This window comes from Brevundimonas sp. GCM10030266, assembly GCF_042666595.1.
Taxonomy (GTDB): domain Bacteria; phylum Pseudomonadota; class Alphaproteobacteria; order Caulobacterales; family Caulobacteraceae; genus Brevundimonas.
In genome coordinates this window covers 360,698-386,334 of record NZ_JBHTCY010000001.1, presented here as the reverse complement: position 1 = coordinate 386,334, position 25,637 = coordinate 360,698, and the positions used below count along the sequence as shown (strand labels likewise).

The following is a 25,637-nucleotide window of genomic DNA, read 5'->3' as shown; positions in this document are numbered from 1 at the left end:
CCTTAGCTTACCCATGCCCCCTGAGCCGCGCCAGCGCCGTGAAGCGCGCGGCGACAAGCGCCACCGTAGCGGCCAGCAGCGGACATGGCGAGAGCAGCAGAATATCGCTCCAGGCGACGGGCAGGGCCGGTGACAGCCCTTCGCTTCCACCCAGCAGGCGCAGGGCCGATGTCGCCAGCATGGCCGCCAGCGCCCCCGCCGCGCCGGCGCCCGCCGCCAGCAGTCCATAGCGGCGCTGGAACAGGCCCGCGATCCGGTTGTCCGAGGCGCCGTTCAGGCTGAGCGTCTGGATCACCGCCGCCTGCGCCGCCATTCCGGCGCGTGTCGCATAGGCCACCGCCGCGCCCGCCGCGCCCGCCGTCAGCAGGAAGGCCAGCACCGCCAGCACGGTGATCAGACCCGCCGAGCGCTCGGCCTCGCCGCGCCACAGGCTGTGGTCGTCCACGCTGGCGTCCACCCCCGCCTGGGCCAAGGCCCGGCTCAGCGTCACCGCACTGGCCGGCGCCTCGCGGTTCAGGCGCACGGTGACCAGATAGGGCAGGGGCAGGTCGGGCAGGACCGCATCGCCGACCCACGGTCGCAGCAGATCCTCCGCCGTCTTGCGATCCATGGCCACGGCCTCGTCCACGCCGTCGACCCCCGCCAGGGTCTCGGCGGCGCGCGCCGCGGCGGCGTCGCCGGTCTCGCCGACGCGGGGGCGCACCTGCACCGTCGCCTCGGCGCCCAGCGCCCGCGCCCAGCCGTGCGCCGCCCGGTCCGCCGCCAGCGCCCCCACCGCCGACAGGCAGGCGAGGAAACACAACACGGCGATCACCGCCGCCAGCCAGGGCTCGCCGCCGGTGTCGCGCGGCAGGATGGGCGCGCGCTGGGGGAAGAAGCGACCGATCATGCGGCGCCTCCGGTCAGTCGCCCGCCGGACAGGGTCAGCACCGTCGCGCCCGAACGGGCGGCCAGATCGGCGTCATGGGTGGCGATCAGCACCGTCGTGCCCAGCCGGTTCATCGACTGGAACAGCTTGAGCAGGCGTCCGGCCATGGCCGCGTCGACATTGCCCGTCGGCTCGTCGGCGATGATCAGGTCCGGCCCGGTGACCACGGCGCGGGCGATGGCCAGCCGCTGCTTCTCGCCCCCCGACAGGGCCGCGGGCCGCGCATCGATCTTCTGGCCCAGCCCGACCCAGTTCAGCATCTCGTGCACATCGTCCGCATAATCCTGGACCTTCAGGCCCGCCAGCCGCAGCGGCAGGGCGACATTCTCCCAGGCGCTCAGGTGGTCCAGCAGGCGGAAGTCCTGGAAGACTACGCCCATCCGCCGCCGGAATTCCGGAACGGCGGATCGCGGCGCGTTCCCGGCCTCGTCGCCGAACAGCTCCAGCGTCCCCGACTGGGGCCGGACGTCCAGCGTCAGCAGTTTCAGCAGCGTCGACTTCCCCGCCCCCGACGGCCCGGTAAGGAAGTGGAAAGAGCCCGTGGGCAAAGTGAGGTTAACGTCCCGCAGCACGCCGGGCGTCTCTTCATAGCCGAACCCCACCCCGCGAAGGCGGGCTGTGGCGGGCGATGAGGCGGCATCGGCGGCGCGACGGGGCTGAACGGACATCAATTCTTGGATCGGTACGCGGCCGGGCCGCGAACGGGGGAGGGGCGAAGAGCCTCGCAGTCGGCGCTTATGATACTGACCTGCCCGTCCTGCGCCACCAGCTATTTCACCCCGGACGATGCGATCGGGGCGAACGGCCGCACCGTGCGCTGCAAGACCTGCAAACACACCTGGCGCGCCACGCTCGAGGAACCGCTCGAACTGTCCGCCTCCGCGCCGGAAGAACCCGCCAGCTTCGGCCGTCGGGACGAACCGGCCGCCGAATCACTGGCCGAGACCCCGGCCCCCGAGCTGCCCCGCGCCTTCCGCGCCCGCGCCGAACAGCAGCGCCGCCTGCGCCGCGCGGCGACCCACGGCGTGGTCTGGGCGGGCGTGGCCTCGGGCTTCGCCGCCCTGCTGGCCGCCGCCTGGCTGTTCCGGGTCGATGTGGTCGAGATGGCGCCGCGCACCGCCGCCGCCTACGCCGCCGTCGGTCTGACGGTGAACCCGACCGGTCTGGATTTCGAGGCGGTCAGCGCCCGGCCCATGCCCAGTGATCCGGGCAAGGTTCTCGTCTCGGGCGCCCTTCGCAACGTGCGTGACAATGAGCGGATCGCCCCGCCCGTTCGGGTCAGCCTGCTGGACGCCCACGGCGCCGAGATCGGACACGCCGTCGTCAACATCGACGCCGCTCCGGTCCTGCCCGGCAAGGTGCAGGGTTTCGCCGTCGTGATCCCGGATCCTGGCGCGCGGGGGCAGGGCATCGACGTCGACTTCGTTCTGGACGCCGCCGTGGTCCACGCCGTACCCGCTCATGCGCCGGCTCCGGCGCGCCCGCACACGCCTGCGCCGTCCCACACGCCGGAGCCGTCGGCCCCTGCCCATGGGCCCGCGCCCGCCGCTCCGGCCGCGCCGCAGGCCCACGGCGTTCAGCCGGTTTCGGTCGCCCGCGAGGCCAGCCTGCGCCCGGCTCTGACGCCCGGCATGGTCATTCCGGCGGACCTTCAGCCCATCGACGCCGTGCCGACATCGACGCAGGGTCGCTCAAGGGCTCTCGACTCGCACGCCCCTCGGGCGGTATCGGCGGGACATGGCTGACACCTCCCCGACGCCCACCGTGCTGCTCCCCGAGGCGGAGGTGCAACGCATCGTCGCCGACCTCGCCGCGCAGATCGCCCCTGTCATCGACGACGAGACCGTCGCCGCCGTCCTGCTGACCGGCGGCCTGTGGTTCGCCGCGGACCTGACCCGCGCCCTGTCGCGCGTTGGCCGCAACGTCCGTTTCGACGCCCTCTGGCTCGCTTCCTACGGGGATGAGCAGAACAGCCGGGGCAAGATCGACGTCTACGCCGACTTTCAGCGCTCCATCGAGGGCCGGCGGGTGCTCATCATCGACGACGTCTTCGACACCGGCCTGTCGCTGGCCGAGGCTGTTCGGATCGCCAAGGAAAAGGGCGCGTCGGAAGTCCTGACCGTCGTCTTCGCCAAAAAGCCCTGGCCGCTCCCCCGCGCGCCCGAGCCCGACTTCGTCGGCTGGGATGCGCCCAACCGGTTCCTCGTGGGTTACGGGCTGGATCACGCAGGCGCCCTGCGCGGGCTGCCGGACGTGTGTGCGCTGGATTAGGTTTCAGGCTCTAGGGGTTAGGTTCTTGGGGGCGGCGATCCAAACCTGCTTCCCTGCAACCTGACCCCCAGAGCCTAGAACCTTCAGAGCCAGTCCGCCTTCGGCTCCCGCGCCCACATCTCTTCATAGCTCGGACGCGGGCGAACCACGGCCCAGCGATCACCGTCCACCAGCACTTCCGCCACCAGCGGCCGCGAATTGTACTCGCTCGACAGCACCGCGCCGTACGCCCCCGCGCTCAGGAAGGCGACCAGATCACCGGCCTGTAGCGGCGCCAGCTGGCGATCCCGGGCGAAGATGTCCGTCGACTCGCAGATCGGCCCCACCAGATCGAACAGTCCGCTCTCGCCCTCACGCGGCTCCACCGGGACCAGATCGTGGAAGGCGTCATACAGGGCCGGGCGCATCAGGTCGTTCATGCCCGCATCGAGAACGAGGAACCGTCGCCCGTCCGCGCGCTGGTTCACCTGAATGACGCGGCTGACCAGCACGCCCGCATTGGCGGCCAGCAGACGGCCCGGCTCGAACGCCGCCTCGACCTCCAGCCCCTCCAGAACCCGCGCGCACATGGAGGCGTAGTCGGCGATGGAGGGCAGGTCCGTCTGGCCATGGTACGGCACGCCCAGCCCGCCGCCGAGGTCCAGGCGGGTGATCTCGCAGCCCTTGTCGCGCAGGGTCTCGGCCACGCCTCGGATGGTGCGGAAGGCGGCTTCCATGGGGCCCAGGTCGGTGATCTGGCTGCCGATGTGGCAGGCCAGTCCGACGGGCGTCACATGCGGCGAGGCCGTGGCGCGGACATACAGGTCGATGGCTTCCTCGACCGGCACGCCGAACTTGTCGGTCGCCCCCCCGGTGGTGATCTTGGCGTGGCCGCCCGCGCCGATGTTCGGATTGACCCGCACGGCCACGGCCGGCGCCGCGCCCTTCGACGCCGCCACCGCGATCAGGCGGTCCAGTTCGGCGCCGCTCTCCAGATTGATCTGGCGCACCCCGGTGTCGATGGCGAAGGCCAGTTCGGCGTCGGTCTTGCCCACGCCCGAGAAGATGATCCGGTCGGCGGGAATGCCCGCCGCCAGCGCCCGGCGGATTTCGCCTTCCGACACCGTGTCCGCGCCGCAGCCCAGCTTCGCCAGGGTCGCCAGCACCGACAGGTTCGAGTTGGCCTTGACCGCGAAGGCGATCAGGCTGTCGCCCAGCGCGCCCCGGTGGTCGTCCAGCGCACCGCGCAGCAGGCCGTAGTGCCGGGTCAGGGTGGCGGTCGAATAGACATAGACCGGTGTGCCGACGGCCTCGGCGATGACGGGCAGGGGCACGCCCTCGGCGTGCAGAACGCCGTCGATCAGGTCGAAATGGTTCAAGTCAGGATCCCGGGGAGAGGATCAGCGCGGGCTGTTGCCCGCACCGTCGAAGGGGGTGGAGCCGGGGCCGCCGTCGATGGGCAGCTCGCGGTTCGGACGGTTGATGGTGGCCGGTTCCGGCAGGCCCGGCGCGCGCGCGTCGCGCATGCCGCGCTCGGTGCGTTTGGCCGGCGGGGCGTCCAGATCGGCCATGCGGCCACAGGCGGCGGCCGAGACGGCGATCAGGGCGACGACGCCCGCGACAACAAGCTTTTTCATCCTGATCCCCTTAAGCCAGACGCATGCGCCACTCGGCGATGCGCGCCCGGACCTGTTCCGGCGCGGTGCCCCCGAAGCTCTGGCGGCTGGCGCAGGAAGCCTCGGGCGTCAGCACCTTGTACACCCCTTCGGTCACGCCGGGATGCAGCTTCTGCAATTCTTCCAGCGGCAATTGCGCCAGCCCCACGCCCAGCGCCTCGGCCCGCTTCACCGCGGCGCCGGTCACATGGTGCGCCTGACGGAAAGGCAGGTTCAGCTCGCGCACCAGCCAGTCGGCCAGATCGGTGGCGGTCGAGAAGCCCGCGCCGGCGGCGGCGGCCATTTTCTCGGTGTTGGGGATCAGGGCGGCGACCATGGCGGTCATCGCGCCCAACGCCAGATCGAGGGCGTCGAACGCCTCGAACACCGGCGGCTTGTCCTCCTGCATGTCCTTCGAATAGGCCAGCGGCAGGCCCTTCATCACCGTCGAAAGGGCGACCAGCGAGCCCATGATCCGGCCCGTCTTGGCGCGAACCAGTTCGGCGGCGTCCGGGTTGCGCTTCTGCGGCATGATCGACGAGCCGGTGGTCAGGTCGTCCGGCAGGGTGACGAAGCCGAACATCGGCGTCATCCACACCACGATCTCCTCGGCCAGACGCGACAGGTGGCCGGCGCAGATCGAGGCGGCGGCCAGGCTTTCCAGCGCGAAGTCGCGGTCGGAAACGGCGTCCAGGCTGTTGGCCATCGGCCGGTCGAAGCCCAGCGTCGAGGCGGTCATGTGCCGGTCGATGGGGAAGGGTGACCCGGCCAGGGCCGCGGCGCCCAGCGGGTTCTCGTTCATCCGGGTGCGGGCGTCGGCGAAGCGCCAGGCGTCGCGCCCGAACATCTCGACATAGGCCATCAGGTGGTGGCCCAGAGTCACCGGCTGGGCGGTCTGCAGGTGGGTGAAGCCCGGCATCAGGTCGGCGGCGTGCTGCTCGGCCCGGGCCAGCAGGGCCTTCTGCAGGCCCTTCAGTTGGACCACCTGCCGGTCGCAGGCGTCGCGCACCCACAGGCGGAAGTCAGTCGCCACCTGATCATTGCGGCTGCGCGCGGTGTGCAGACGGCCCGACGGCTCGCCGATCAGCTCGTTCAGACGGGCCTCCACATTCATGTGGATGTCCTCGAACTGGTCGCGGAAGGGGAAGCGGCCGCCGCGGATCTCGTCCTCGATGGCGTCCAGCCCGCCCAGGATGGCGTCGGCGTCGGCCTGCTGGATGATCCCCTGCGCGGCCAGCATGCGACAATGCGCGCGCGACCCGGCCAGGTCCTGGGCCCACAGGCGCTGGTCCACGCCGATTGAGACGTTGATCGCCTGCATGATTTCGGCCGGTTTGGCCGAGAAGCGACCGCCCCACATGTCTTGACCTTTGGCGCCCCCGGGGGCTTTGGTCGCGGGATCGGAGGGCGTCTGGTCGGACATGGCTATCTCGAAGGCGGTAATCGGCGCGGTTGCGGGCGTGCTGCTGATCGGTGCGATCGGCGGCGGCGCGGCGCTGCTATACGCCAAACCGGGCCTGATCAACAAAGCCGCAACGCCGGAGCCGCCCGCAAAAAGCGAACTGGCCCGTTTCGCCACCGGCACCATCGCCCGTCTGGAGACCCCGGCGGTCCTTGAACAGGCCCCGGCCTATGTCTTCAGGACGCGGGACGGCGCCGACGCCCGGCTGGCGGACTTCCGCGGCAAGGTGGTGGTGGTGAACCTCTGGGCCATGTGGTGCGCGCCCTGCCGCACCGAGATGCCCACGCTGGCGACGCTGTCACAGCACTATGCCGGTCAGGACGTCGTGGTTCTGCCCATCAACGTCGACGCCACCGAGGACGCCATCGCGGACGCGAAGAGCTTTATCGACGTCCACGAACCCCTGCCGCTGTACAGCGATCCGGAATTCCAGCTGCCCTTCGAACTGCCGGGCAAGGGCAAGATGCCCCAGACGATCCTGCTGGACCGTCAGGGGCGGATCCGCGCCCATTTCTCGGGCGAGGCGGACTGGGCCAGCCCGGAAGCGAAGGCGCTGATCGACGCCCTGCTGGCGGAGCCGGCCTGAGCCGTTAGTTGGCCGGAGCGGGGACGCGCTCGTCCGTGGCCGGATCGACGGCGCCGGGACGGCCCTCGGCGGCGGCTTCAGCCTGATTTTCCTCAAGCTTGTTCGCGGCCTTGCCAGCGGCCTCCTCGGTCGCCTGGGCGGCCTTCATGGCGCCGGCCTCGATGACTTCGCCCGCCTGGGCGGCGACCTCGCCGGCTTCATCAGCGGCGGCGTTGGCGTCGGCCTGGGCCTGATCCTGTTCGGCTTGGGTGCAGGCGGCGGCGCCCAGCGACAGGGCGGCGATAGCGGTCAGGGCGGCGATACGAATACGCATGGGGGATCCCTCTCAGCGTTGAACCTGTGCGGTTAACGCAGGCCCGCCCTGACCGGTTGCGACCTTAACGGTTGATCATCGCCTGCGCCGCCGGGGTGTAGCGGCCCCCCGTCAGCGGGATGTCGCCCAGCCGCACCTCGATGGCCTCAAGATCAGCCGGAGTCAGTTCAACCGTCGCCCCGCCCAGATTTTCCTCCAGCCGGTGCAGTTTGGTGGTGCCGGGGATCGGAACGATCCACGAATTGCGCGCCAGCAGCCAGGCCAGGGCGATCTGCGCCGGCGTCGCTCCCTTGTCCGCCGCGATCCCCTTCAGCTGCTCCACCAGGGCGAAATTGGCGTTCAGGTTCGTCGCGTCGAAGCGCGGGACGGTCGCCCGGAAATCGTCGGCGCCGAAGGTCGTGTCCGGGGTGATCGTCCCGGTCAGATAGCCCTTGCCCAGCGGGCTGAACGGCACGAAGCCGATGCCCAGCTCTTCCAGCAGCGGCAGGATCTCCGCCTCCGGCTCGCGCCAGAACAGCGAATATTCGCTCTGCAGCGCCGTCACCGGCTGCACGGCGTGCGCCCGGCGGATGGCGTCCACGCCCGCTTCGGACAGGCCGAAATGACCGACCTTGCCCTCGGTGATCAGGTCGCGAACCGTCCCGGCCACATCCTCCATCGGCACGGAAGGATCGACCCGGTGCTGGTAGAACAGGTCGATGTGGTCAGTCCGCAGCCGCTTCAGCGACGCCTCCGCCACCTGCCGAATGCGCTCCGGACGGCTGTTCAGCCCGCCAGTGCGTTCGCCCGCGTCCGTGATGTCGAAGCCGAATTTGGTGGCGATCTTCACCCGACCTCGCACCGGCTCCAGCGCCTCTCCGACCATCAGCTCATTGGCCCACGGGCCATAGATTTCCGCCGTGTCGAAGAAGGTCACGCCGCGATCCACGGCCTCGCGGATCAGCTTCACTCCGGTCGGCGTGTCTGTCGCCGTTCCATAGCCAAAGCTCAACCCCATGCAGCCGAAGCCCAGGGCCGAAACCTCAAGGCCATTGCCCAAAGTACGCGTTTTCATCGTCATCTCTCCTGTGATGGAGGCGAGCGTCATCGTCGGGCGCCCGTCCCGTTCTTGATATCTGTCGTGTGAGGAATGGGCCGCCGCCGGAGCAGCGGCCCGTCAGGCTCAGGCCGCCGGGGCTTCCAGCGAGGCCATGTCGATCGAGAAGCGATACTTCACATCGCCCTTGATCATGCGCTCATAGGCGGCCTCGATCTGGTCGATCGGGATGATCTCGACGTCCGAGACGATGTTGTTGTCCCGGCAGAAGTCCAGCATCTCCTGCGTCTCGGCGATGCCGCCGATCAGCGAGCCGGCGATGGAGCGACGGCCGAAGATCAGGTTGCCGACCGACGGCGACGGATGCGGCTCGGCGGGCACGCCCACCAGCACCATCGTCCCGTCGCGCTTCAGGGCGCTCACGTAGGGGTCCAGATTGATGGACGCCGCCACCGTGTTCAGGATGAAGTCGAAGCTGCCCATGTGGGCCTTCATGTCGGCCTTGTCCTTCGACAGGACCACGCCCTTGGCGCCCAGACGCGCGGCGTCCTCCGCCTTGCCCGGCGAGGTGGTGAAGACCCAGACTTCCGCGCCCATGGCCGCGGCCAGCTTGACCCCCATGTGGCCCAGACCGCCCAGTCCGACCACGCCGACCTTCTGGCCCGGTCCGACCTTCCAGTGGCGCAGGGGCGAGTAGGTCGTGATCCCGGCGCACAGCAGCGGCGCCACGGCGGCCAGCTGGCTGGCGTCATGGCCGATGCTCAGCACGAAGTCCTGATCCACCACGACATGCTTCGAGTAGCCGCCGAAGGTGTGGCCGCCCAGGACCTTGTCCGGCCCGTTGTAGGTCATGACCGCGCCCGTGCCGGTGCAGTACTGTTCCTCGCCCGCCACGCAGGACGGACAGGTGCGGCAGCTGTCGACCATGCAGCCGACGCCGACCAGATCGCCTTCCTTGAAGCGACTGACCTTCTCGCCGACGGCGCTCACGCGGCCGACGATCTCGTGGCCCGGGCAGCAGGGGTACAGGGTGCCGGCCCATTCGCCGCGGGCGGTGTGCAGGTCCGAGTGGCAGACGCCGCAGTACAGGATGTCGATGGCCACGTCGGTCGCCAGCGGATCACGGCGCTCGAAGCTGAACGGTGCGAGGGGCTGGTCACCGGCGGGGGCGGCGTATCCGTAGGACTTCATGGGGAGGGCTCCAGCAGGTCGGGGCCAGCGGTCGCGAGCCCTTGTGTCGGGTGAAAATAGTCGGCGCTTGTCCCGCGCGATAGACGCGATTATCGGCATGAACCTGTGAATGGAGTTCAGCAATGAAGCGCGATGAGCTGGGCGATCTGGCCGCCTTTCTGGTCGTGGCGGAGGAGCGCGGGTTTACCAAGGCAGCCTTTCGTCTGGGCCAGTCGCCGTCGGCGCTGAGCCACACGATCCGGCGGCTGGAGACACGTCTGGGCCTGCGCCTGCTGCTACGCACCACCCGCAGCGTCTCGGTCACCGAGGCGGGCGAGAAATTGCTTGAGACCCTGAGGCCCGCCTTCGCCGACATCGAGACCCGCATCGAGGCCCTGGCCGAGCTGCGCGACCGCCCCTCCGGCACCATCCGCATCAACTCAGGTGAGCACGCCGCGCACAGCATTCTCTGGCCGGCGCTCGAGCGCTTCCTGCCCCTCTATCCGGACGTGAAGGTCGAGATCACCACCGAACTGGGTTACGCCGACATCGTCGAGCGCCGCTTCGACGCCGGCGTGCGGCTGGGCGAACAGGTGGCGCGCGACATGATCGCCGTGCCCATCGGGCCGGACGTCAACATGGTGGTGGTCGGCGCCCCCTCATGGTTCGCCCGTCATCCGAAGCCAATCACGCCCCACGATCTGAACGACCATGTCTGCATGAACCTGCGCCTGCCGACGCGCGGCGGCCTCTATGCGTGGGAGTTCGAGAAGGACGGACGCCAGCTGAACGTCCGCGTCGACGGCCAGCTGATCTTCAACGACATGGCCCTGATCCAGAAGGCCGCCGAGGCCGGAATGGGGCTGGGCTTTCTGATGGCCGACGTCGCCGCCCCGGCCATCGCCGTGGGGCGGCTGATCCCCGTGCTGGAGGACTGGCGGCCGCCCTTCCCGGGGTATCATCTCTATTACCCCAGCCGTCGCCAGCCGACGCCCGCCTTCACCCTGCTGGTGGAGGCGTTGCGCTATCGAGGGCCGCCCGCCTGAAGTCGTCGGGTCAGGCCGCCGTCTTCGGCAATCGCGCCTGCGCCTCGCGGCACAGGCCGTTCAGCTGTCGGGTCAGCGAGGTGCCCTCCAGCTGGTTGACGTCGGCCATGGTGTAGCCGCTCTTCTCCATCGCCCGCGAAATCTCGCTGCGGCTCCGGTAGAGGCCGGTTCTGGCGAGCTCGAAAGCCTGCTCGACCGGGTGAAGTCTGAACTGTGTCATGATGGCCGAACGCCACCAGGGCCTGCCCGTTCCTAAGTCGGTTTGCGGACGCAAGCGTCGCTGCATCAGCCTGACGGCGGCCCGCCCCGTAGCTCGCTAAAGTTCGGAACGGACCGCCGAGACAGCCGCCCGCCGATAGAAAGGACGACCATCCGCCGGATGGTACGTACGGACGGCGGGGTCGGATCACCCGTCAGGAACGGGCATTCACCGCCCCGCACCGGACGCCGCGGGCGGGGCTAGCGTCTGGCTTCGGGGCGACGCGCGTCCAGGTCGAACTGGCGCTGCATCTCCGCCGCGATCTCCCGCTCCTGGAATCTCCGGCTGGGGCGCCCGGTCGGGGTCCGGTAGAGCGACCGCAGATAGGACCAGTCCCATTCGGTCAGGGTGTCGCTCCCCGGCGGTTCCGAGAACAGCGACAGGATGCTGGGGAAACCCGCGGCCCGGGTTTCGGGGTCGATCTGCGACAGGATCACCATGGCGGTGTAGTCGGCCAGGGCGGACGAGGAGGTGTCGCCGATCTTCGACGTGTCCACGATCACGATCCCCTGCTGCAGGTCGGCGCGCATGCCGCCGCCGAGACGCGACATCCGGTCAACCACGACCTGCGGCACCTCGTACTCCTGCCCATCCGGCGGCGGCGTGACGACGGTGACCATCTGCACCGGCTGTCCGGTGGACTCCGAGACATCCTGAGACAGATGCCACCAACGAACCGGGCGGTCGCTGGCGATGAAGGCCTCCAGGTCCGCGGGGGTCAGTTGCGGTCCGCGATGCTCGGCGGGGATGAAGGACCGGGGGCTGTCTTCGGCCAGGGCGGCGGCGAGACCCGCGCCGTCGTTGGTGAAGATCACCAGCATGTTGGCCCGGCAGCCGGGGCCGTCGACCGCCACGCCGACATTCAGGGCCACCTGTGCGATATGGTCGATGAAGGGCTCGGCATAGTCGCGCCGTACATTCGCCGTTCCGATGCAGATCGGACGGTTCCAGCGCGCCATCAAACGTCGCGGCGGTCCGCCGCCGATTTCGGTGATGTAGGCCGTCAGCTCTTCCTTCGCGACGCGCTCGCCCCGGACCACGACCTCGCTGAGTTGCGATGGATCACCCGCGGTCTGCGCGGCGGGCGGTTGGCTGGCCGGAGCGTCCTGAATCGGGCCGCCGTGCAGAAGCGCAAGGGCGGCAAGGGTGGCGCTGAACGACATAGCGGGTCTCCGGCGGCGTCAGACCTCGGGGCCGCGGAGAGAGGATCAGCCGAGAATGGCCGCGCTTGCAAGCCGTGATTGCGGTACGCCCGGGCTTCCTCCTGAAGTCAATCGGAGGCGAAAGGGTCAGCCTGACGGACCGTGTCGGAAATGGTGGCTGGAGGCGGGCTCGAACCGCCGACCTGTGGGTTATGAATCCACCGCTCTAACCAGCTGAGCTACCCAGCCCCGATTTCTCGAGTCCCGGCGGGAACTGGTCTGACCGCCGGAAGAGGCGTGCCTATAGAGGCGAGACGGGGCGGGATCAAGTCGCTTCCGCACCCGGGGCGAACGGGGCGATCCGCCGCAGACCGGTGACGGCGCTTCGCAGGAACTGTAACGACAGCTGAGCCGTTTCGCGGCGAACCGTTTCTGCCGGAGTCTGACCATGCGCCTGATCGCCCTCGCCGTCACCGTTTCCGCCCTTGCGCTCGCCGGCGCCTGCGGGGCCACCGGGCAGGACGCCCCCGCCGCGGCGCAGGACGGCGCCCCTCTGGAGACCCGCCCCGCCAACAATCCGGCCCAGCAGCCGGCGGCCGAGGGCCAGACCCGCGCCCCCGCCGTTCGCACCGAGGCGGCCCTGACCCACGCCGTCGTCGCTTCGGGCCTGCAGAACCCGTGGGGTCTGGCCCTGCTGCCGGACGGCCGCTGGCTGGTGAGCGAAAAGCCGGGCCGCCTTCGCATCATCTCCGCCGAGGGTCAGATCGGCGAGCCCATCGCCGGTCTCCCGGCCGTCTCGGCGCGCGGGCAGGGCGGCCTTCTGGACGTCATCGTCGGCCCGACCTTCGCCCAGGACCGTCTGATCTACTGGAGCTACGCCGAGCCGCGTGAAGGGGGCAACGCCACCTCGGTCGCCCGCGCCCGCCTGTCGGACGACGGGACCCGTCTGGAGAATGTGCAGGTCATCTTCCGCGCCCTGCCGGTCTATGACGGCGACAAGCATTTCGGCTCGTCCCTCGCCTTCGCCCCGGACGGCAAGCTGTTCATCACCCTGGGCGAGCGTTCGGACCGCCCCATGCGCCCGCAGTCGCAGGACCTGGGCTCGCACATGGGCAAGACCATCCGCATCAACGCCGACGGTTCGGTCCCCTCGGACAACCCCTATGTCGGCCAGGAGGGCGCCCTGCCGGAGATCTGGTCGCTGGGTCACCGCAATGTGCAGGGCATCGCCATCACCCCGACCGGCGACGTCTGGACCATCGAGCACGGCACCCGCGGCGGCGATGAGCTGAACCTCGACCGCGCCGGGGTGAATTACGGCTGGCCGATCATCGCCTACGGCATCGAGTACGCCGGCGGCGCGATCAACGAGGGCGTCACCGCCCGTGAAGGTCTGGAACAGCCCGTCTACTACTGGGATCCGGTCATCGCCCCGGGCGGCATGGCCTACTATGACGGCGCCATGTTCCCCGGCTGGCGCGGCAACCTGCTGGTCGCGGGCCTGAAGGAGAAGCGCATCTCGCGTCTGGTGCTCGAGAACAACCGCGTCGTCGGCGAGGAGTATCTGCTGACCGACCTGGGCGAGCGCGTCCGCGACGTGGCCGTCGGCCCCGACGGCGCCGTCTGGGCCATCACCGACGAGGCCAACGGCAAGCTGGTGCGACTCTCGACGCAATAGTCCGGTCGCGCGCATTCGCATATCAAAGGTTTACCAAATCTTGATTCTACCCTAGGGTTGTTTCTTCTCCGGGGGGGGTGAAGATGCGAACTCTTTCGGCTTTCGTTGGAATGGCGGCGCTTGTAATGGCGTCGTCGCCCGCTCAGGCGCAGGACGCGGTTCAGCCGCCTCTGGCCGTTCCGGCGGTTCCACTCGCAACGGTTGTGGCTGGCGCTGACGTGGTTGCGCCATTCGAGGTTCCTTGCCCGACGAGCCGGCCCGGCATCCGTCCGGGGCGGCCGGGAGCGGCGGCGAACCGGGCCTGCGCCATCGAATTCCTCGTCAACCAGCGTCGGGACAGTCTGACGGCCTTTGAGCGACGGGGCGCCGACCCGGTCGGGGTCTGGAGCGGCCTGCTGGCCGGATCCGACATGTTGCGGAACTTCTATCTGGCGCGCGGGGAGGGCGGTCAGTTCGTCCACGACCGCGGGGCCGAACTGGCCGGGGTCGGGGGCACGGGGGCGGCCCTGAGCACGGCTTCAAGCGCCGGAACCGTCGCCGCCTGGGGCTATGTCGCCCTCGCCAGCCTGCTGGTGGTGAACTTCACCGCCAGCAAGCCGCGTGGAGACCTGTATCAGGCGGGCCATCTGGGCGTGGGTTTCATCGAGAACCGCTACATGGTCCTGATGAACCGCGGCGCCGCGTTGAGGGCTGCGTCAGACCCGAACGGTCCCTGCGCTCTGAGCCAGGGCAGGGAGGGCGGTCTCGGCAAGGTTCTTGACCAGCTCGGAAAGGTCGAGGCCTGGCCGGATGCCGCCGATCGCGCCGCCTTCCTCCCGGTCCTTCGACGCATCAGCGAGGTCTGCACCCAGATCACTATCGGCGAGCGGCGGATCGCCGAACTGGCCGGGCGGCTGGAGACCCTGGATAACACCTGGCCGGCCGCCTATGCCGACGATCTCCTCGCCCTCGACGCCCGGGTGGAGCGGGCGGATGTCCTGCTCAGGCCCACGCCCGGCACGGCCCTGACCGGCGCCGCTTCCGGAACGCTCCGGGCGCTGGACAGCCTGATCTCCGGCCAGAATTCGCAGGAGGCGGTGAACCGTGTCCGGACCAACGCCCTGCTGGACAGCATGACGGTCTCGCTGACGCCGATCCGCGTCGGCGCGCCGCCTCCGCCGGTTGAATCAGGCGTGGTGCTGACCCCGGAACTCATGGCCCGGGTCTCGCATGTGGGTCGGGCCGCAAACGTCAGGCCCTCGGATGCGGAGGTGAGGCAGGTGATCGACTGGATCCGGATCAGCCTGCCGGCGATCGAGGACGCCCGGATCCGGTACAACGAGCGGGCCTACCTCGCGGCGGACCTCCATGAGGCGGCGTCCCGCTCGCTGCTGCAGTTCGACTATAATGTCGATACGGGGGTCGCCTCGGTCGGCCTGCGCGCGCCGCCGCCCGCGCCTGCGGTCGCGCCCGTCGTCGCGGCGCTCTCCGAGCCACAGGTCCAGCCGCCGCTGACAACGCCGAAATAGGCGCGGCGGCGTCGGTCGATGCGTCCATTTTTGGCGCATCGACCTGCTAGGCTTCGGGCCATGAAGCTCGATGTCCGAGGTGATCCCGAAAGTCTTCAATCTGGTCCAATTGGACGAATTGGACCGCGAATTCCGTGCGAGGTCGGCTCAGTCGCGCAGCAGCTCGTTCACGCCGGTCTTGGCGCGGGTCTGGGCGTCCACGCGCTTGACGATGACGGCGCAGTACAGGCTCGGCCCGCCCTTCGGGTCCGGCAGGCTGCCCGGCACTACGACACTGTAGGCCGGAACCTCGCCGCGGAAGACCTCGCCGGTCTCCCGGTCCACGATCTTGGTCGAGGCGGACAGATAGACGCCCATGGCCAGCACGGCGCCCTCGCGCACGATCACGCCCTCGGCCACCTCGGCGCGGGCGCCGATGAAGCAGCCGTCCTCGATGATGGTCGGGTTCGCCTGCAGGGGCTCCAGCACCCCGCCGATGCCCGCGCCGCCCGACAGGTGCACGTTCTTGCCGATCTGGGCGCAGGAGCCGACCGTGGCCCAGGCGTCGATCATCGAGCCTTCATCGACATAGGCGCCGATGTTCACGAAGGACGGCATCAGGATCACGTTCCTGGCGATGTAGGCGCCTTGGCGCGCCACGGCGCCCGGAACGGCGCGGAAGCCGGCCTTTTCGAAATGGGCCTCGGTCCAGTGGCCCCATTTGGTCGGCACCTTGTCCCAGTACGGTCCCGGCGTCGGATCACTCAGGCCCATGGTGGCGCCGACCGGCGCGCCCATGCGGACATTCGGGTTCAGGCGGAAGGACAGCAGCACCGCCTTCTTCAGCCACTGGTGGGTGGTCCAGACGCCGTCCTCGCCGCGCGAGGCGACGCGGGCCTCGCCCGAGTCCAGCAGCGCCAGGGCGGCCTCGACGGCCTTGCGGATCTCGCCGTGGGTCGAGGTCGAGACGTTGGCGCGGTCTTCCCACGCGGCTTCGATGACGGATTCGAGATGGGCCAGATCGGTCATGCGGCGGCGTCCTTGAAGGTCAGGTCGGTCAGGAAGTCTGTCAGATCGGGGGCGATGTGGTCGATATGGTCGCCCAGTGGTTTCCCGTGCCCGTCCCCGATCAGGATGGTGGTCATGCCCAGCGCCTTGGCGGGCTCCAGATTGCGCGGCGTGTCCTCGAAGAAGGCGGCCAGCCGGGGCTCGAAGCCGAAGCGCTCGATCACCTTGCGGAAGGTCGAGGGCTCGGGCTTGGGCGTCAGGTCGGCGTCCTCGATGGCGAACAGGCCGTCGAAGCAGTCGGCGACACCGAGCCGGTCCAGCACCCGGCCCGCGTACTCGCGCGCGCCATTGGTGAAGACGATCTTGCGGCCCGGCAGGCGGCGCAGCTGTTCGGCCAGTCTCGGATTGGGCTCAAGGCTGTCCATCGGCACGTCGTGGACGTCGTGCAGGAAATGGGGGGCGTCGATGGTGTAGTTGGCCATCAGCCCGGCCAGGGTCGTGCCGTGCTCGTCCAGGAACTGCCGCTGCAGCACGCTGGCCTCCTCGGGGTTCAGCCCGACGGCCTCGACGACGTACGCGTTGATCCGCGCCTGGACCAGCCGCATCAGCCCCTGTTCCCGCGGGTACAGGGTGTCATCCATGTCGAACACCCAGGTGTTCACATGCGCCAGGTCGATCAAGACGCCTTCACCAGGGTGCCGGCGCCGTACTCGGTGAACAGTTCCACCAGCATGGCATGGGGGCGGCGGCCGTCCAGGATGACCACGGCCTCGACGCCGGCGCGCACGGCGGCCATGGCGGTCTGCAGCTTGGGGATCATGCCGCCGGTGGCGACGCCGTCCTCGATCAGCTGCGAGGCCTCGCCGACGGTCATCTGGCGGATGATCTCGCCGTCCGCGCCCTTCACCCCGGGCACGTCGGTCAGCAGCAGCATCCGCTTGGCCTTCAGCTCTCCGGCCAGGGCGCCCGCCACGGTGTCGGCGTTCACATTATAGGTCGCGCCGTCCTCGGCCACGCCGATCGGGGCGATGACCGGCACCCAGTCCTCGGTCTCCGATCCGATCAGGCCGTCGATCAGCTTGGTGTCCACCCTGGTCGGCTCGCCGACGAAGCCCAGATCGACCTCGTGTTCGATCATGCTGTCGGGGTCGCGCTTGGTCCGGCGGGTCTTCTCGACCGTCAGCAGGCCGGCGTCCTTGCCCGACAGGCCCACGCCCCGCACGTCGGCTTCCTTGCCGGCGACGGTGATCCAGTGGGCGATCTCCTTGTTGACGGCGCCGGACAGGACCATCTCGGCCACCGCCATGGTGTCGCCGTCGGTCACGCGCAGGCCGTCGACGAAGTTCGACTTCACTCCGGCCTTGTCCAGCATGGCGCTGATCTGCGGTCCGCCGCCGTGCACAACGACCGGGTTCACGCCCATCAGCTTCAGCAGCACCACATCGGCGGCGAACTGCTTGGCGACAGCGACTTCGCCCATGGCGTGGCCGCCGTACTTTATGACCACGGTCTCACGGTCATAGACTTGGATATACGGAAGGGCCTCGGCCAGCGTCTTCGCCGTGGCCCAGCCGCGTTCCTCGGATTGGCGTTCGTTCTCGTCCATCACGAGCGGCTCCCTAATGCCAAGGCCGTCCCCTGTCATCATGAAACCGGAGGCGGGGCTTGGCCGTTCGGCTGCCATGAACCCGCATGACATCGATGATCGTGACCTGACGCCGACCGATCCGGTCGATCCGGCCTCCCTCCAGCACCCTGATGCGACTCTCTGTCCCGAGTGTCAGGGCGCCGGGGTGACGGACAGCGGCGAAATCTGTCCGGTCTGCGAGGGGACAGGCAAGGCGACAGGGCGCACCGGCGGCGGATGACCGGTGTCGGGGCGAATCTGGCGGCTGTAACCTTGCGGTCACGCTGAACATTGTTCTGCCTCAGTTCGTCTCGACCTCGCGCCAAGGGGCTGTTATGGAAAGCTTAGCGGCGGCTTGTGCGCCGTCCTGACTCATTCTGGCTGGAGGGCATCCACCATGCGCGTGAAGACTTTCATTCTGGCGTCCAGCGCCGCCGGGGCCCTCGCCCTGTCGGCCGGCGCTGCGGCGGCCGAGCCGAACGGTTGGTACGGCGCGATTGACGCCGGCTACCACACTCTTGACGGCGGCCCGACGGCCACGTCGCAGAACGCGGGTCCGCGTTTCGAGTTTGAAACGGACGATTCCTGGGCGGCGTTCGCCCGTCTGGGTTACCGCTTCAACGAAAACTGGCGCGTGGAGCTGGAAGGCGGCTACCGCGACGACAACGACATCTCGCGCGTGACCAACCCGGGCGGCGGCGTGCCGAGCGGCCTGTGCAACATCACGCCTCCGTCGACCGGTCCCTGCCTGGCGCCGGACGGCCAGTTCGGCTCGACCAGCCTGATGGCCAACGTGATCTACGACTTCGGTGACGCCTCGTGGTCGATCCGTCCGTTCGTGGGTCTGGGCGCCGGTCTGAACCGCGTCGAGACCGAAGTGCTCGGCACCCTGGGCGGCCGTCGCACCGTGACCACCGGCGCCGACGATACGTCGATCAAGGTCGCCGCGCAGGCTCTGGCCGGTCTGGCCGTGGCCGTCGGTGAGCGCACCCACCTGGACCTGACCTACCGCTACCTGCTGTCGAACTTCGAGTACGAGACCTTTGTCTCGCCGAACACGGCCGCCAACCAGGCGCTGACGGGTCCGTTCGCCGGTCGTTTCGAGAACAGCCACACCCTGAGCCTGGGTCTGCGCTACTCGTTCGGCGAGGTTGAAGCCCCGCCGCCGCCGCCGCCGCCGCCGCCGCCGCCGCCGCCTCCGCCGCCTCCCCCGCCGCCCCCGCCGGCGCCTCCGGCCGTGCCGCCGGCGCGTGAGTTCGTGGTGTACTTCGACTGGGATCGCTCGGACCTGACGGCCGAAGCCCGCTCGGTGGTGACGCAAGCCGCCAACTACGCCAAGTCGGGCACCCCGACCCGCGTCCTGATCGTCGGCCACGCCGACACCTCGGGCTCGGCGGCGTACAACATCGGCCTGTCGAACCGCCGTGCGCGCACCGTGGCTGACGCCCTGGTCGCCCAGGGCATCAACGGCGGCGTGATCTCGCTGGACGGCAAGGGTGAAACCGCCCTGGCCCGCCCGACCGCCGATGGCGTTCGCGAGCCGCTGAACCGTCGCGCCACCATCGGCATCAACTTCCGCTAAACCCGGAAGTCGATCCGAACCTTCGGCCCCTCGGGGCCGGAGGGGCAGACGCAGACTACAGAGCCGCCGGTCTCCCAAAGGAGGCCGGCGGTTTTGCTTTGTGACAAATCCTGTCGTCAGGCGGGGAAGCGTCACATTCTCGTCTTGCTCAGGCGCAAACTGTTCCGAACGCCCGCAATTCAGGGCGGCCGGCCCGCGCGGGGCCTGAAAATGCTGCGCTGCAACAGGTGTGTCCCGGATGTCACCCCTGCGGCTTGTCATATCACTGTCACATCAGTGTCGTCCCACGTTACAAAGGCGCGCCTAATGGGGGCGAGATTTCGATCGGCAGCCGCCGGTCACGGGCGCCTCCGCCCAACTCATCGGGGATAGATGACTATGACGAACCGCAAACGCGTGTTCTGGGCGACCACCGCCCTCTTCAGCGGCCTGATCATGGCCGGCGCCGCTTCGGCCCAATCGACCGGCTCGCAGACGGTGGAAACCACCGAACTGGACACCGTTGTCGTGACCGGCAACCGCACCGGCATCGACGGCGCGATCGTCGCCCAGCGCAACCCGCGTTCGACCGCCACCGTCACCGACCAGTACATCCAGACGCAGAACGCCGGCCAAACGCCGCTGGCCGCCGTCAACCTGGTCCCGGGCGTCAACTTCACCAACACCGACGCCTACGGTTCGTCGGGCGGTGACGTCACCATGCGCGGCTTCGACTCGGCCCGCATCTCGCTGACCGTCGACGGCATTCCGCTGAACGACACCGGCAACTACGCCATCTACACCAACCAGCAGCCGGACCCGGAAACCCTGTCGCGCATCGGCGTGAACCTGGGCACCACTGAAGTCGACAGCCCGACCGCCTCGGCCACCGGCGGCACCATCAACATGGTGACCCGTCGTCCGGCTTCGGACTTCGGCGTGACCCTGGTCGGTTCGGTTGGCGACGAGAGCTTCAACCGCTACTTCGCCATGATCGACACCGGCGAGATCGGCCCGTGGGGCACCGCCGCGTGGTTCTCGTACTCGCAGACCGAGTATGACCACTTCAACGCCCTGTTCGGCGTCGACAAGAAGCAGTTCAACGGCCGCATCTACCAGCCGCTGGGCGACAACGGCGACTTCATCAGCCTGTCGGGTCACTACAACGAGAACCGGAACTTCTTCGGCAACCAGCAAGTTTCGCTGGCCCAGTTCAACCAGGGCCTGGGCTACACCCGTCCGACCTACGTTCCGGGCTCGACCCAGACCGGCATCAACCCGTCGAACACCGGCAACATCCGCGGCCAGTCGCGCTTCACCCTTGGTGAAGGCCTGCGCCTGACGGTGGACCCGAGCTTCCAGTACACCCTCGCCCACGGCGGTGGTAACAACACCTGGACCCGCGCTCAGCTGGACTCGATCGGCGGCGTCGGTTCGGGTGACCTGGTCTTCACGGCTGCCGGTGCGGCCCCCACGGCCACCACGGTGACCCTGGCCCGTCCGAACATCACCAACACGCACCGCTACAGCGTGCTGTCCTCGCTGATCTGGGACATCAACGACTCGCACCAGATCCGCGCGGCCTACACCTACGAGTTCGGCCGTCACCGCCAGACCGGCCAGCAGGGCTATCTGACCAACGGCATGTTCGACAACTGGTTCGCCGGTCGTGACGGTGAGCCGGTTCGTCTGCAGGACGGCAGCATCCTGCGCCGCCGTGACCGCCTGTCGCACGCCACCCTGAACCAGTTCTCGCTGGAATACCGTGGCTCGTTCGTCGAGGACACCGTCGACCTGGTCGTCGGCCTGCGCGCCCCGTTCTTCAAGCGCGAACTGAACAACTACTGCTACCAACGCGACACCAGCAACGCGCTCTGCACCAACGTTGCGCCGACCGTCGTCAGCGCCGCTGACGGCACTGTCCGCTTCCCGACCATCACGGGTCCGTACAACACGCCGACCAACGCCAACCACATCTACGGCGTCCCGGGTTCGTTCGAGCGCAAGTACGACGACCTGCTGCCGAACGTCGGCCTGACCTGGCGCTTCGCCCCCAACCAGTCGGTCTACACCAGCTACGCCGAAGGCATCTCGGCGCCGCGCACCGACGACCTGTACGACCGCACCCAGTCGGATCCGGTTCCGGAAACCACCAAGACCTTCGACCTGGGCTACCGCTACCAGTCGGGCACGATCATCGCTTCGGTCGCCGCCTGGCGGACGGACTACAAGAACCGCATCGTTCGCGTGTTCGACGAAGTCGAAGGTGAATCGTACAGCCGTAACCAGGGTGAAGTGACCCTGCAGGGCATCGACGGCCAGATCGGCTGGTCGCCGGTTGACGGCTTCAGCCTGTACGCCTCGGCCAGCTACCTGGACAGCGAGATCAAGAACGACCTGCCGCCGATCACGGCGGGTGGCGCTCCGATCCCGACTGCCGGCAAGATGCTGTTCGAGACCCCGGAGTGGCAGTACGGCCTGCGCGCCCAGTACGAACTGGCCGACTTCGTCTTCGGTCTGCAGGGCAAGTATGTCGGCGAGCGTTTCGCCAACGACATCAACTCGGAAATCGCGCCGGACTACACCGTCGTCGATATGGACCTGCGCTACACCCCGTCGTGGCTGTCGGCGGCTGACGCCTACCTGCAGCTGAACGTGTCGAACCTGTTCGACAAGCGTTACCTGGCTGACATCCGTACGTTCGACCCGAACGGCACGGGCGCCTACCACGTCGGTGCTCCGCGCACCGCCATGCTGACGCTGGGCGTTGCCTTCTAAGGCCAGACCTTAGAGCTGAAACGACCGGGGGCGGGGCCGCAAGGCTCCGCCCCTTTCGTTTGCGCGGTTGCAGCGGGGGGCTCCGGCCCCTATCTGGTCGCGCCGTATCGCGAGTTCAGGACACCGCCCATGACCACGCCCATCCCCGCCGAATGGTCGCCGCATCGCGCGATGTGGGTCGGCTGGCCCAGCCATGGCGAGCTGTGGGAGGACAACCTCGAACCGGCCCAGGCCGAGGTCGAGGCGCTGGTCCGCGCCCTGGCCGGTCCGGGCCGCGAGCAGGTGAAGCTGATGGTCGGCAAGCCCGAGGCGCTGGATGAGGCCCGCGCCCGCTTCGCCGATGTGGATACTGTCGAGGTCATCGACGGTCGCTTCGGCGACATCTGGCTGCGCGACACCGGCCCGATCTTCGGGGCCGGCTCGGCCCGCGCCGCCGCGTTCCGCTTTAACGGCTGGGGCGGCAAGTACGATCTTGAGCACGATGACACCGTCGCCACCCAGATCGGCGAGGCCTCCGGCGTGCCGCTGGACCGCAACGACTTTATCCTTGAGGGCGGCGCGTTGGATCACGACGGGGAGGGGACCATCCTCACCACCCGCCAGTGCCTGCTGAACGCCAACCGCAACCCCGGCTGGACCGATGAGGTCGCGGAGGCCGAACTCGCGAAGGCGCTCGGCGCCCGCAAGGTGCTGTGGCTCGGCGACGGCCTGCTGAACGACCACACCGACGGTCACGTCGACAACCTGGTCCGCTTCGTCGCGCCGGGCGTTGTGGCCTGTCCGGTCGCTTGGGGCCGCGGCGATCCCAATGACGACGTCTATGCCGAGGTCGCCCGCGCCCTGTCGCAGATGACCGACGCCGAGGGCCGCAAGATCCGTATCCTGCCCTTGCCGTCGCCCGGTTTCGTCGGTGACGAGGACGAGAAGCCGATCCCCGCCAGCCACATGAATTTCCTCATCGCCAACGGCGCGGTGATCGTCCCGACCTACGGCGACGAGACCGCCGCCCGTCTGGTCTGCGAGGGTCTGAAGACGGTCTACCCGGATCGCGAGATCATCCCCTTGCCGTCCATCGCCATCCTCTCGGGCGGCGGTTCGTTCCACTGCATCTCGCAGCAGGAACCGGCGTGAGCACGGTCACTCTGTTTCGGCCGGTGGGAGCGGCGGAACTCGCCCTGATCGCGGAAAGCGACTGGCGAGCGTTTCCACCACGGCTGCCGGACCAGCCGATCTTCTATCCGGTGATGAATGCCAATTACGCTGAGCAGATCGCCCGCGACTGGAATTCGAAACACGAGCCTTCAGGCCTCGGTCATGTGCTCGCCTTCGATTTGCCGGATGATGTGACGAACCGTTGGCCCGTCCAGATCGCGGGCGGGCGCGTGCACGAGGAACTGTGGGTGCCGGCTGAGGAACTGGGCGCCTTCAACCAGATGATCGTCGGCCCGATCCGATTGATCGCAACCTATCGCGACGGCGCTCGCGTCGAGGAGGCCCAATGACCCGCACCATCACCGTCGCCGCGATCCAGACCTCGTACGCCTCCGAGGACATCCAAGCGAACATCGACAAGACCGTCGGCTTCATCCGCGAGGCCGCCGCGAAGGGCGCGCAGGTCATCCTGCCGTCCGAGCTGTTCCAGGGGCCGTATTTCTGCGTATCGCAGGAGGAGAAGTGGTTCGGGTTCGCCTTCCCCTGGCGTGAACATCCCGCCGTGGTCCAGCTGCAGCCGCTGGCCAAGGAACTGGGCGTGGTCATCCCCGTGTCGATCTATGAGCGCGAGGGGCCGCACTACTTCAACTCGCTGGTGATGATCGACGCCGACGGAACCCTGATGGGCGTCTATCGCAAGAGCCACATCCCGGACGGGCCCGGCTATCAGGAGAAATACTATTTCCGGCCCGGCGACACCGGCTTCAAGGTCTGGGACACGAAGTTCGGCCGTATCGGCGTCGGCATCTGCTGGGACCAGTGGTATCCCGAGACCGCCCGCGCGATGATGCTGCAGGGCGCGGAAATCCTGCTGTATCCGACCGCCATCGGCACCGAGCCGCATGACGACACCCTGGACACCGCCGCCCCTTGGCAGCGCGCCATGCAGGGCCACGCCGTCTCGAACGTCGTGCCGGTCGTCGGCGCCAACCGCATCGGCCATGAGCAGGTGACGGACGCCGGCCAGACCTTCTATGGCCACTCCTTCATCGCCAATCATCGCGGCGATCTGGTCGAGAGCTTCGGCGCGACCGACGAGGGCGTGCTGGTGCACACCTTCGATCTGGACTTCCTGGACCGCCACCGCGCGGCCTGGGGCTTCTTCCGTGACCGCCGTACGGACCTCTACGCCGCGCTGGCGACGGGCCGCCCGGCCTGAGATCCGCTTACCGACCGCTGAGCGCCCAGCGCTCGGCGGTGCAGGACGGGTTGGTCAGGCCTTCCGCGCGGGCCTCGGCCACCTCAGTCCGCGCGGCTTCCAGATCGGCGGCGAAGTCGGGCGTGGCGGCGGCGCGGGCGTAGAGGCTGCGGCCGATCCGTTCACCGTCGGCCACGTCGGCGCGCCAGTTCATGCGGCAGACCTCACGGCTCAGGCCGATGACCCGGCCCATGCCCCGCAACTCCCGCTGCTTGTCGGGAGCGAGAGCGCCGAACAGTTCGCCGTAGGCTGCCCCGGCCACAGCGCCTCCGGCCGGCCAGGACGGGCTGTCGCGCATGGTGTCCGTGACGCGCTGGCAAGGCTCCAGCGCCCGATCGACGCTGATCGGCCGGGGGCGGGGAAAGGCCGCGGCCAGACGTTGGCTCAGGGCGTCGGAATCCACCAGCAGCCGGTTCATCAGCCGCGTCAGGGCCGGCCGCGGCGTCTTGTTCAGCCGCGTACCCAGAACACAGTCGAAATGCTGGGCCGCCTCGGGCGCGCGCAGTTCCGCCTGCGCGGTCGCCAGCCACCAGCGGTTCGAGCCGGGGCCCTGGGCCGGGGACTTTACAGGCCAGATCAGGGTCTGGGCCGATGGTGTGAATTCGCCCGCCAAGGCCTCCACATCACCGGCGGTCAGATAGCCTGAAGCGGGCAGGGGCTCCGGCGCCGCCCGGCTGAGGGTGGTGCAGCCGGTCGAGGTCAGGATCAGCGCCGCGATGGCGCCGACCCGGATCAGCCGCCGGTCCACGACAGCAGGACGTCGGTGGGGCCGTCATCAACCGGGGTGGCGACCACGTTCAGCAGCTTGTTGCCGCCGTCACCGGCTGAATAGCCACGCGCGTCGTCCCGGCTCAGGGTGTTGATGGGCTTCAGGCCCGCCGCCTCGGCGCGCTGGCGATAGAAGCCGACGACCTGATCGGGAGTGGCGTCGGTCGTGAACTCGATGATGCCGCCGGGACCGGCAGGGCTCATTCCGGGGGTCGCTTCGGCCTTGGGCGCGCCGCCCGGATAGATGACGGCATATTCGGGGGCTCCGCTCGCGGCAGGCGTGGCGGGGCCGGTCGTGGGCATTCTGGCGACCGCTGCGGCCGGTCCGGCGGCGGCTTCGGCGTCGGTCTGGCCTTCCGCCGGCGCCGCATCCACCGGCGTGTCCGCCTTGTCGGCGCCTGTATCACAACCGGTCATGACGATGGCCGCCGAAAACGCGGCGGCCCAAAGCATGCGCTTCATCCCGTACCTGT

Annotated in this window: 27 protein-coding genes and 1 tRNA gene; 12 read left to right on the top strand and 16 right to left on the bottom strand. The window is 68.8% G+C overall.

Features of this window, described 5'->3' with window-relative positions:
• Positions 1-7: 7 nt before the first annotated feature.
• The gene (locus ACFQQC_RS02105; protein WP_376859216.1) at positions 8-889 is read right to left on the bottom strand and encodes a cell division protein FtsX; all 882 of its coding nucleotides are present in this window, start codon (positions 887-889) and stop codon (positions 8-10) included.
• Positions 886-1,596 (bottom strand): cell division ATP-binding protein FtsE, encoded by a 711-nt coding sequence (locus tag ACFQQC_RS02100; RefSeq protein WP_376859214.1) that lies wholly within the window; start codon positions 1,594-1,596, stop codon positions 886-888. Before ACFQQC_RS02100 ends, ACFQQC_RS02105 begins: the two co-directional genes overlap by 4 nt.
• Before the next feature lie 69 nt (positions 1,597-1,665).
• Here ACFQQC_RS02100 and ACFQQC_RS02095 point away from each other — a divergent pair, with 69 nt between their 5' ends.
• Together ACFQQC_RS02095 and ACFQQC_RS02090 are read left to right on the top strand one after the other, a co-directional pair.
• Positions 1,666-2,673, top strand: coding sequence for an MJ0042-type zinc finger domain-containing protein (locus ACFQQC_RS02095; RefSeq protein ID WP_376859212.1), 1,008 nt, complete (start codon positions 1,666-1,668; stop codon positions 2,671-2,673).
• Positions 2,666-3,199, top strand: a complete 534-nt coding sequence (locus ACFQQC_RS02090; protein ID WP_376859210.1) for a phosphoribosyltransferase — start codon at positions 2,666-2,668, stop codon at positions 3,197-3,199. The genes ACFQQC_RS02095 and ACFQQC_RS02090 overlap by 8 nt, the downstream gene beginning before the upstream one ends.
• Positions 3,200-3,282: 83 nt before the next feature.
• Here the strand turns inward: ACFQQC_RS02090 and lysA are convergent, their stop codons facing one another.
• Genes lysA through argH form a run of 3 tightly spaced genes read right to left on the bottom strand, consistent with a single transcriptional unit; the run spans position 3,283 to position 6,256 of the window.
• Positions 3,283-4,557, bottom strand: coding sequence for a diaminopimelate decarboxylase (gene lysA, locus ACFQQC_RS02085; RefSeq protein WP_376859208.1), 1,275 nt, complete (start codon positions 4,555-4,557; stop codon positions 3,283-3,285).
• Positions 4,558-4,578: 21 nt separating this feature from the next.
• On the bottom strand, positions 4,579-4,815 hold the full coding sequence (locus ACFQQC_RS02080; RefSeq protein WP_376859206.1) for a hypothetical protein: 237 nt from the start codon (positions 4,813-4,815) through the stop codon (positions 4,579-4,581).
• A gap of 10 nt (positions 4,816-4,825) precedes the next feature.
• Positions 4,826-6,256 (bottom strand): argininosuccinate lyase, encoded by a 1,431-nt coding sequence (gene argH / locus ACFQQC_RS02075; protein WP_376859204.1) that lies wholly within the window; start codon positions 6,254-6,256, stop codon positions 4,826-4,828.
• Between argH and ACFQQC_RS02070 the strand changes: the two genes are divergently transcribed.
• Complete coding sequence (locus ACFQQC_RS02070; RefSeq protein ID WP_376859202.1) at positions 6,255-6,881, top strand: TlpA family protein disulfide reductase; 627 nt, start codon at positions 6,255-6,257, stop codon at positions 6,879-6,881. The two genes, argH and ACFQQC_RS02070, sit on opposite strands and share 2 nt — an antisense overlap.
• A gap of 4 nt (positions 6,882-6,885) precedes the next feature.
• Here ACFQQC_RS02070 and ACFQQC_RS02065 read toward each other — a convergent pair whose 3' ends face one another.
• From ACFQQC_RS02065 to ACFQQC_RS02055, 3 genes are all read right to left on the bottom strand, one after another.
• Complete coding sequence (locus ACFQQC_RS02065; RefSeq protein WP_376859200.1) at positions 6,886-7,194, bottom strand: hypothetical protein; 309 nt, start codon at positions 7,192-7,194, stop codon at positions 6,886-6,888.
• Between the two features lie 64 nt (positions 7,195-7,258).
• Entirely contained in the window at positions 7,259-8,248 is a 990-nt protein-coding gene (locus tag ACFQQC_RS02060; RefSeq protein ID WP_376859198.1) for an aldo/keto reductase, read from the bottom strand.
• Between the two features lie 108 nt (positions 8,249-8,356).
• Positions 8,357-9,421, bottom strand: a complete 1,065-nt coding sequence (locus ACFQQC_RS02055) for an NAD(P)-dependent alcohol dehydrogenase (protein WP_376859196.1) — start codon at positions 9,419-9,421, stop codon at positions 8,357-8,359.
• Positions 9,422-9,543: 122 nt separating this feature from the next.
• Here ACFQQC_RS02055 and ACFQQC_RS02050 point away from each other — a divergent pair, with 122 nt between their 5' ends.
• Positions 9,544-10,446, top strand: coding sequence for a LysR family transcriptional regulator (locus ACFQQC_RS02050; RefSeq protein WP_376859194.1), 903 nt, complete (start codon positions 9,544-9,546; stop codon positions 10,444-10,446).
• Between the two features lie 10 nt (positions 10,447-10,456).
• Here the strand turns inward: ACFQQC_RS02050 and ACFQQC_RS02045 are convergent, their stop codons facing one another.
• From ACFQQC_RS02045 to ACFQQC_RS02035, 3 genes are all read right to left on the bottom strand, one after another.
• Positions 10,457-10,666: a hypothetical protein gene (locus tag ACFQQC_RS02045; protein WP_376859192.1), complete on the bottom strand. Its 210-nt coding sequence runs from the start codon at positions 10,664-10,666 to the stop codon at positions 10,457-10,459.
• 239 nt (positions 10,667-10,905) lie between these two features.
• Positions 10,906-11,868, bottom strand: a complete 963-nt coding sequence (locus tag ACFQQC_RS02040; protein WP_376859190.1) for a hypothetical protein — start codon at positions 11,866-11,868, stop codon at positions 10,906-10,908.
• A gap of 151 nt (positions 11,869-12,019) precedes the next feature.
• Positions 12,020-12,096 (bottom strand) — tRNA-Met (locus ACFQQC_RS02035).
• A 199-nt stretch (positions 12,097-12,295) separates the two neighbouring features.
• Between ACFQQC_RS02035 and ACFQQC_RS02030 the strand changes: the two genes are divergently transcribed.
• The gene (locus tag ACFQQC_RS02030; RefSeq protein WP_376859188.1) at positions 12,296-13,525 is read left to right on the top strand and encodes a PQQ-dependent sugar dehydrogenase; all 1,230 of its coding nucleotides are present in this window, start codon (positions 12,296-12,298) and stop codon (positions 13,523-13,525) included.
• 218 nt (positions 13,526-13,743) lie between these two features.
• Complete coding sequence (locus ACFQQC_RS02025; RefSeq protein WP_376859186.1) at positions 13,744-15,033, top strand: hypothetical protein; 1,290 nt, start codon at positions 13,744-13,746, stop codon at positions 15,031-15,033.
• Positions 15,034-15,180: 147 nt separating this feature from the next.
• Here the strand turns inward: ACFQQC_RS02025 and dapD are convergent, their stop codons facing one another.
• The 3 genes from dapD to argB are packed head-to-tail and all read right to left on the bottom strand — an operon-like array spanning position 15,181 to position 17,626.
• The gene (dapD, locus tag ACFQQC_RS02020) at positions 15,181-16,041 is read right to left on the bottom strand and encodes a 2,3,4,5-tetrahydropyridine-2,6-dicarboxylate N-succinyltransferase (protein WP_376859184.1); all 861 of its coding nucleotides are present in this window, start codon (positions 16,039-16,041) and stop codon (positions 15,181-15,183) included.
• Positions 16,038-16,700, bottom strand: a complete 663-nt coding sequence (locus ACFQQC_RS02015; protein ID WP_376859182.1) for a pyrimidine 5'-nucleotidase — start codon at positions 16,698-16,700, stop codon at positions 16,038-16,040. The genes dapD and ACFQQC_RS02015 overlap by 4 nt, the downstream gene beginning before the upstream one ends.
• Positions 16,697-17,626, bottom strand: coding sequence for an acetylglutamate kinase (gene argB, locus ACFQQC_RS02010; RefSeq protein ID WP_376859181.1), 930 nt, complete (start codon positions 17,624-17,626; stop codon positions 16,697-16,699). Before argB ends, ACFQQC_RS02015 begins: the two co-directional genes overlap by 4 nt.
• 76 nt (positions 17,627-17,702) lie before the next feature.
• Here argB and ACFQQC_RS02005 point away from each other — a divergent pair, with 76 nt between their 5' ends.
• The 6 genes from ACFQQC_RS02005 (at position 17,703) to aguB (ending at position 24,357) form a co-directional block, all read left to right on the top strand.
• On the top strand, positions 17,703-17,888 hold the full coding sequence (locus ACFQQC_RS02005) for a hypothetical protein (protein ID WP_376859179.1): 186 nt from the start codon (positions 17,703-17,705) through the stop codon (positions 17,886-17,888).
• 156 nt (positions 17,889-18,044) lie between these two features.
• The gene (locus ACFQQC_RS02000; RefSeq protein WP_376859178.1) at positions 18,045-19,229 is read left to right on the top strand and encodes an OmpA family protein; all 1,185 of its coding nucleotides are present in this window, start codon (positions 18,045-18,047) and stop codon (positions 19,227-19,229) included.
• Between the two features lie 378 nt (positions 19,230-19,607).
• Positions 19,608-21,986: a TonB-dependent receptor domain-containing protein gene (locus ACFQQC_RS01995; protein ID WP_376859176.1), complete on the top strand. Its 2,379-nt coding sequence runs from the start codon at positions 19,608-19,610 to the stop codon at positions 21,984-21,986.
• 129 nt (positions 21,987-22,115) lie between these two features.
• A complete protein-coding gene (locus tag ACFQQC_RS01990) occupies positions 22,116-23,117 on the top strand; it encodes an agmatine deiminase family protein (RefSeq protein WP_376859174.1) in 1,002 nt (333 codons plus the stop codon).
• Positions 23,114-23,488 (top strand): hypothetical protein, encoded by a 375-nt coding sequence (locus tag ACFQQC_RS01985; protein WP_376859172.1) that lies wholly within the window; start codon positions 23,114-23,116, stop codon positions 23,486-23,488. The genes ACFQQC_RS01990 and ACFQQC_RS01985 overlap by 4 nt, the downstream gene beginning before the upstream one ends.
• A complete protein-coding gene (aguB, locus tag ACFQQC_RS01980) occupies positions 23,485-24,357 on the top strand; it encodes an N-carbamoylputrescine amidase (RefSeq protein WP_376859170.1) in 873 nt (290 codons plus the stop codon). Before ACFQQC_RS01985 ends, aguB begins: the two co-directional genes overlap by 4 nt.
• Positions 24,358-24,364: 7 nt before the next feature.
• On the opposite strand, the gene ACFQQC_RS01975 is transcribed toward aguB, so the two are convergent.
• Both ACFQQC_RS01975 and ACFQQC_RS01970 read right to left on the bottom strand, forming a co-directional pair.
• Positions 24,365-25,144 carry a PA-phosphatase gene (locus ACFQQC_RS01975; RefSeq protein ID WP_376859168.1) on the bottom strand — a complete coding sequence of 260 codons (780 nt, stop codon included), beginning with the start codon at positions 25,142-25,144 and terminating at the stop codon, positions 24,365-24,367.
• On the bottom strand, positions 25,129-25,626 hold the full coding sequence (locus tag ACFQQC_RS01970) for a hypothetical protein (RefSeq protein ID WP_376859166.1): 498 nt from the start codon (positions 25,624-25,626) through the stop codon (positions 25,129-25,131). Before ACFQQC_RS01970 ends, ACFQQC_RS01975 begins: the two co-directional genes overlap by 16 nt.
• Positions 25,627-25,637 lie beyond the last annotated feature (11 nt).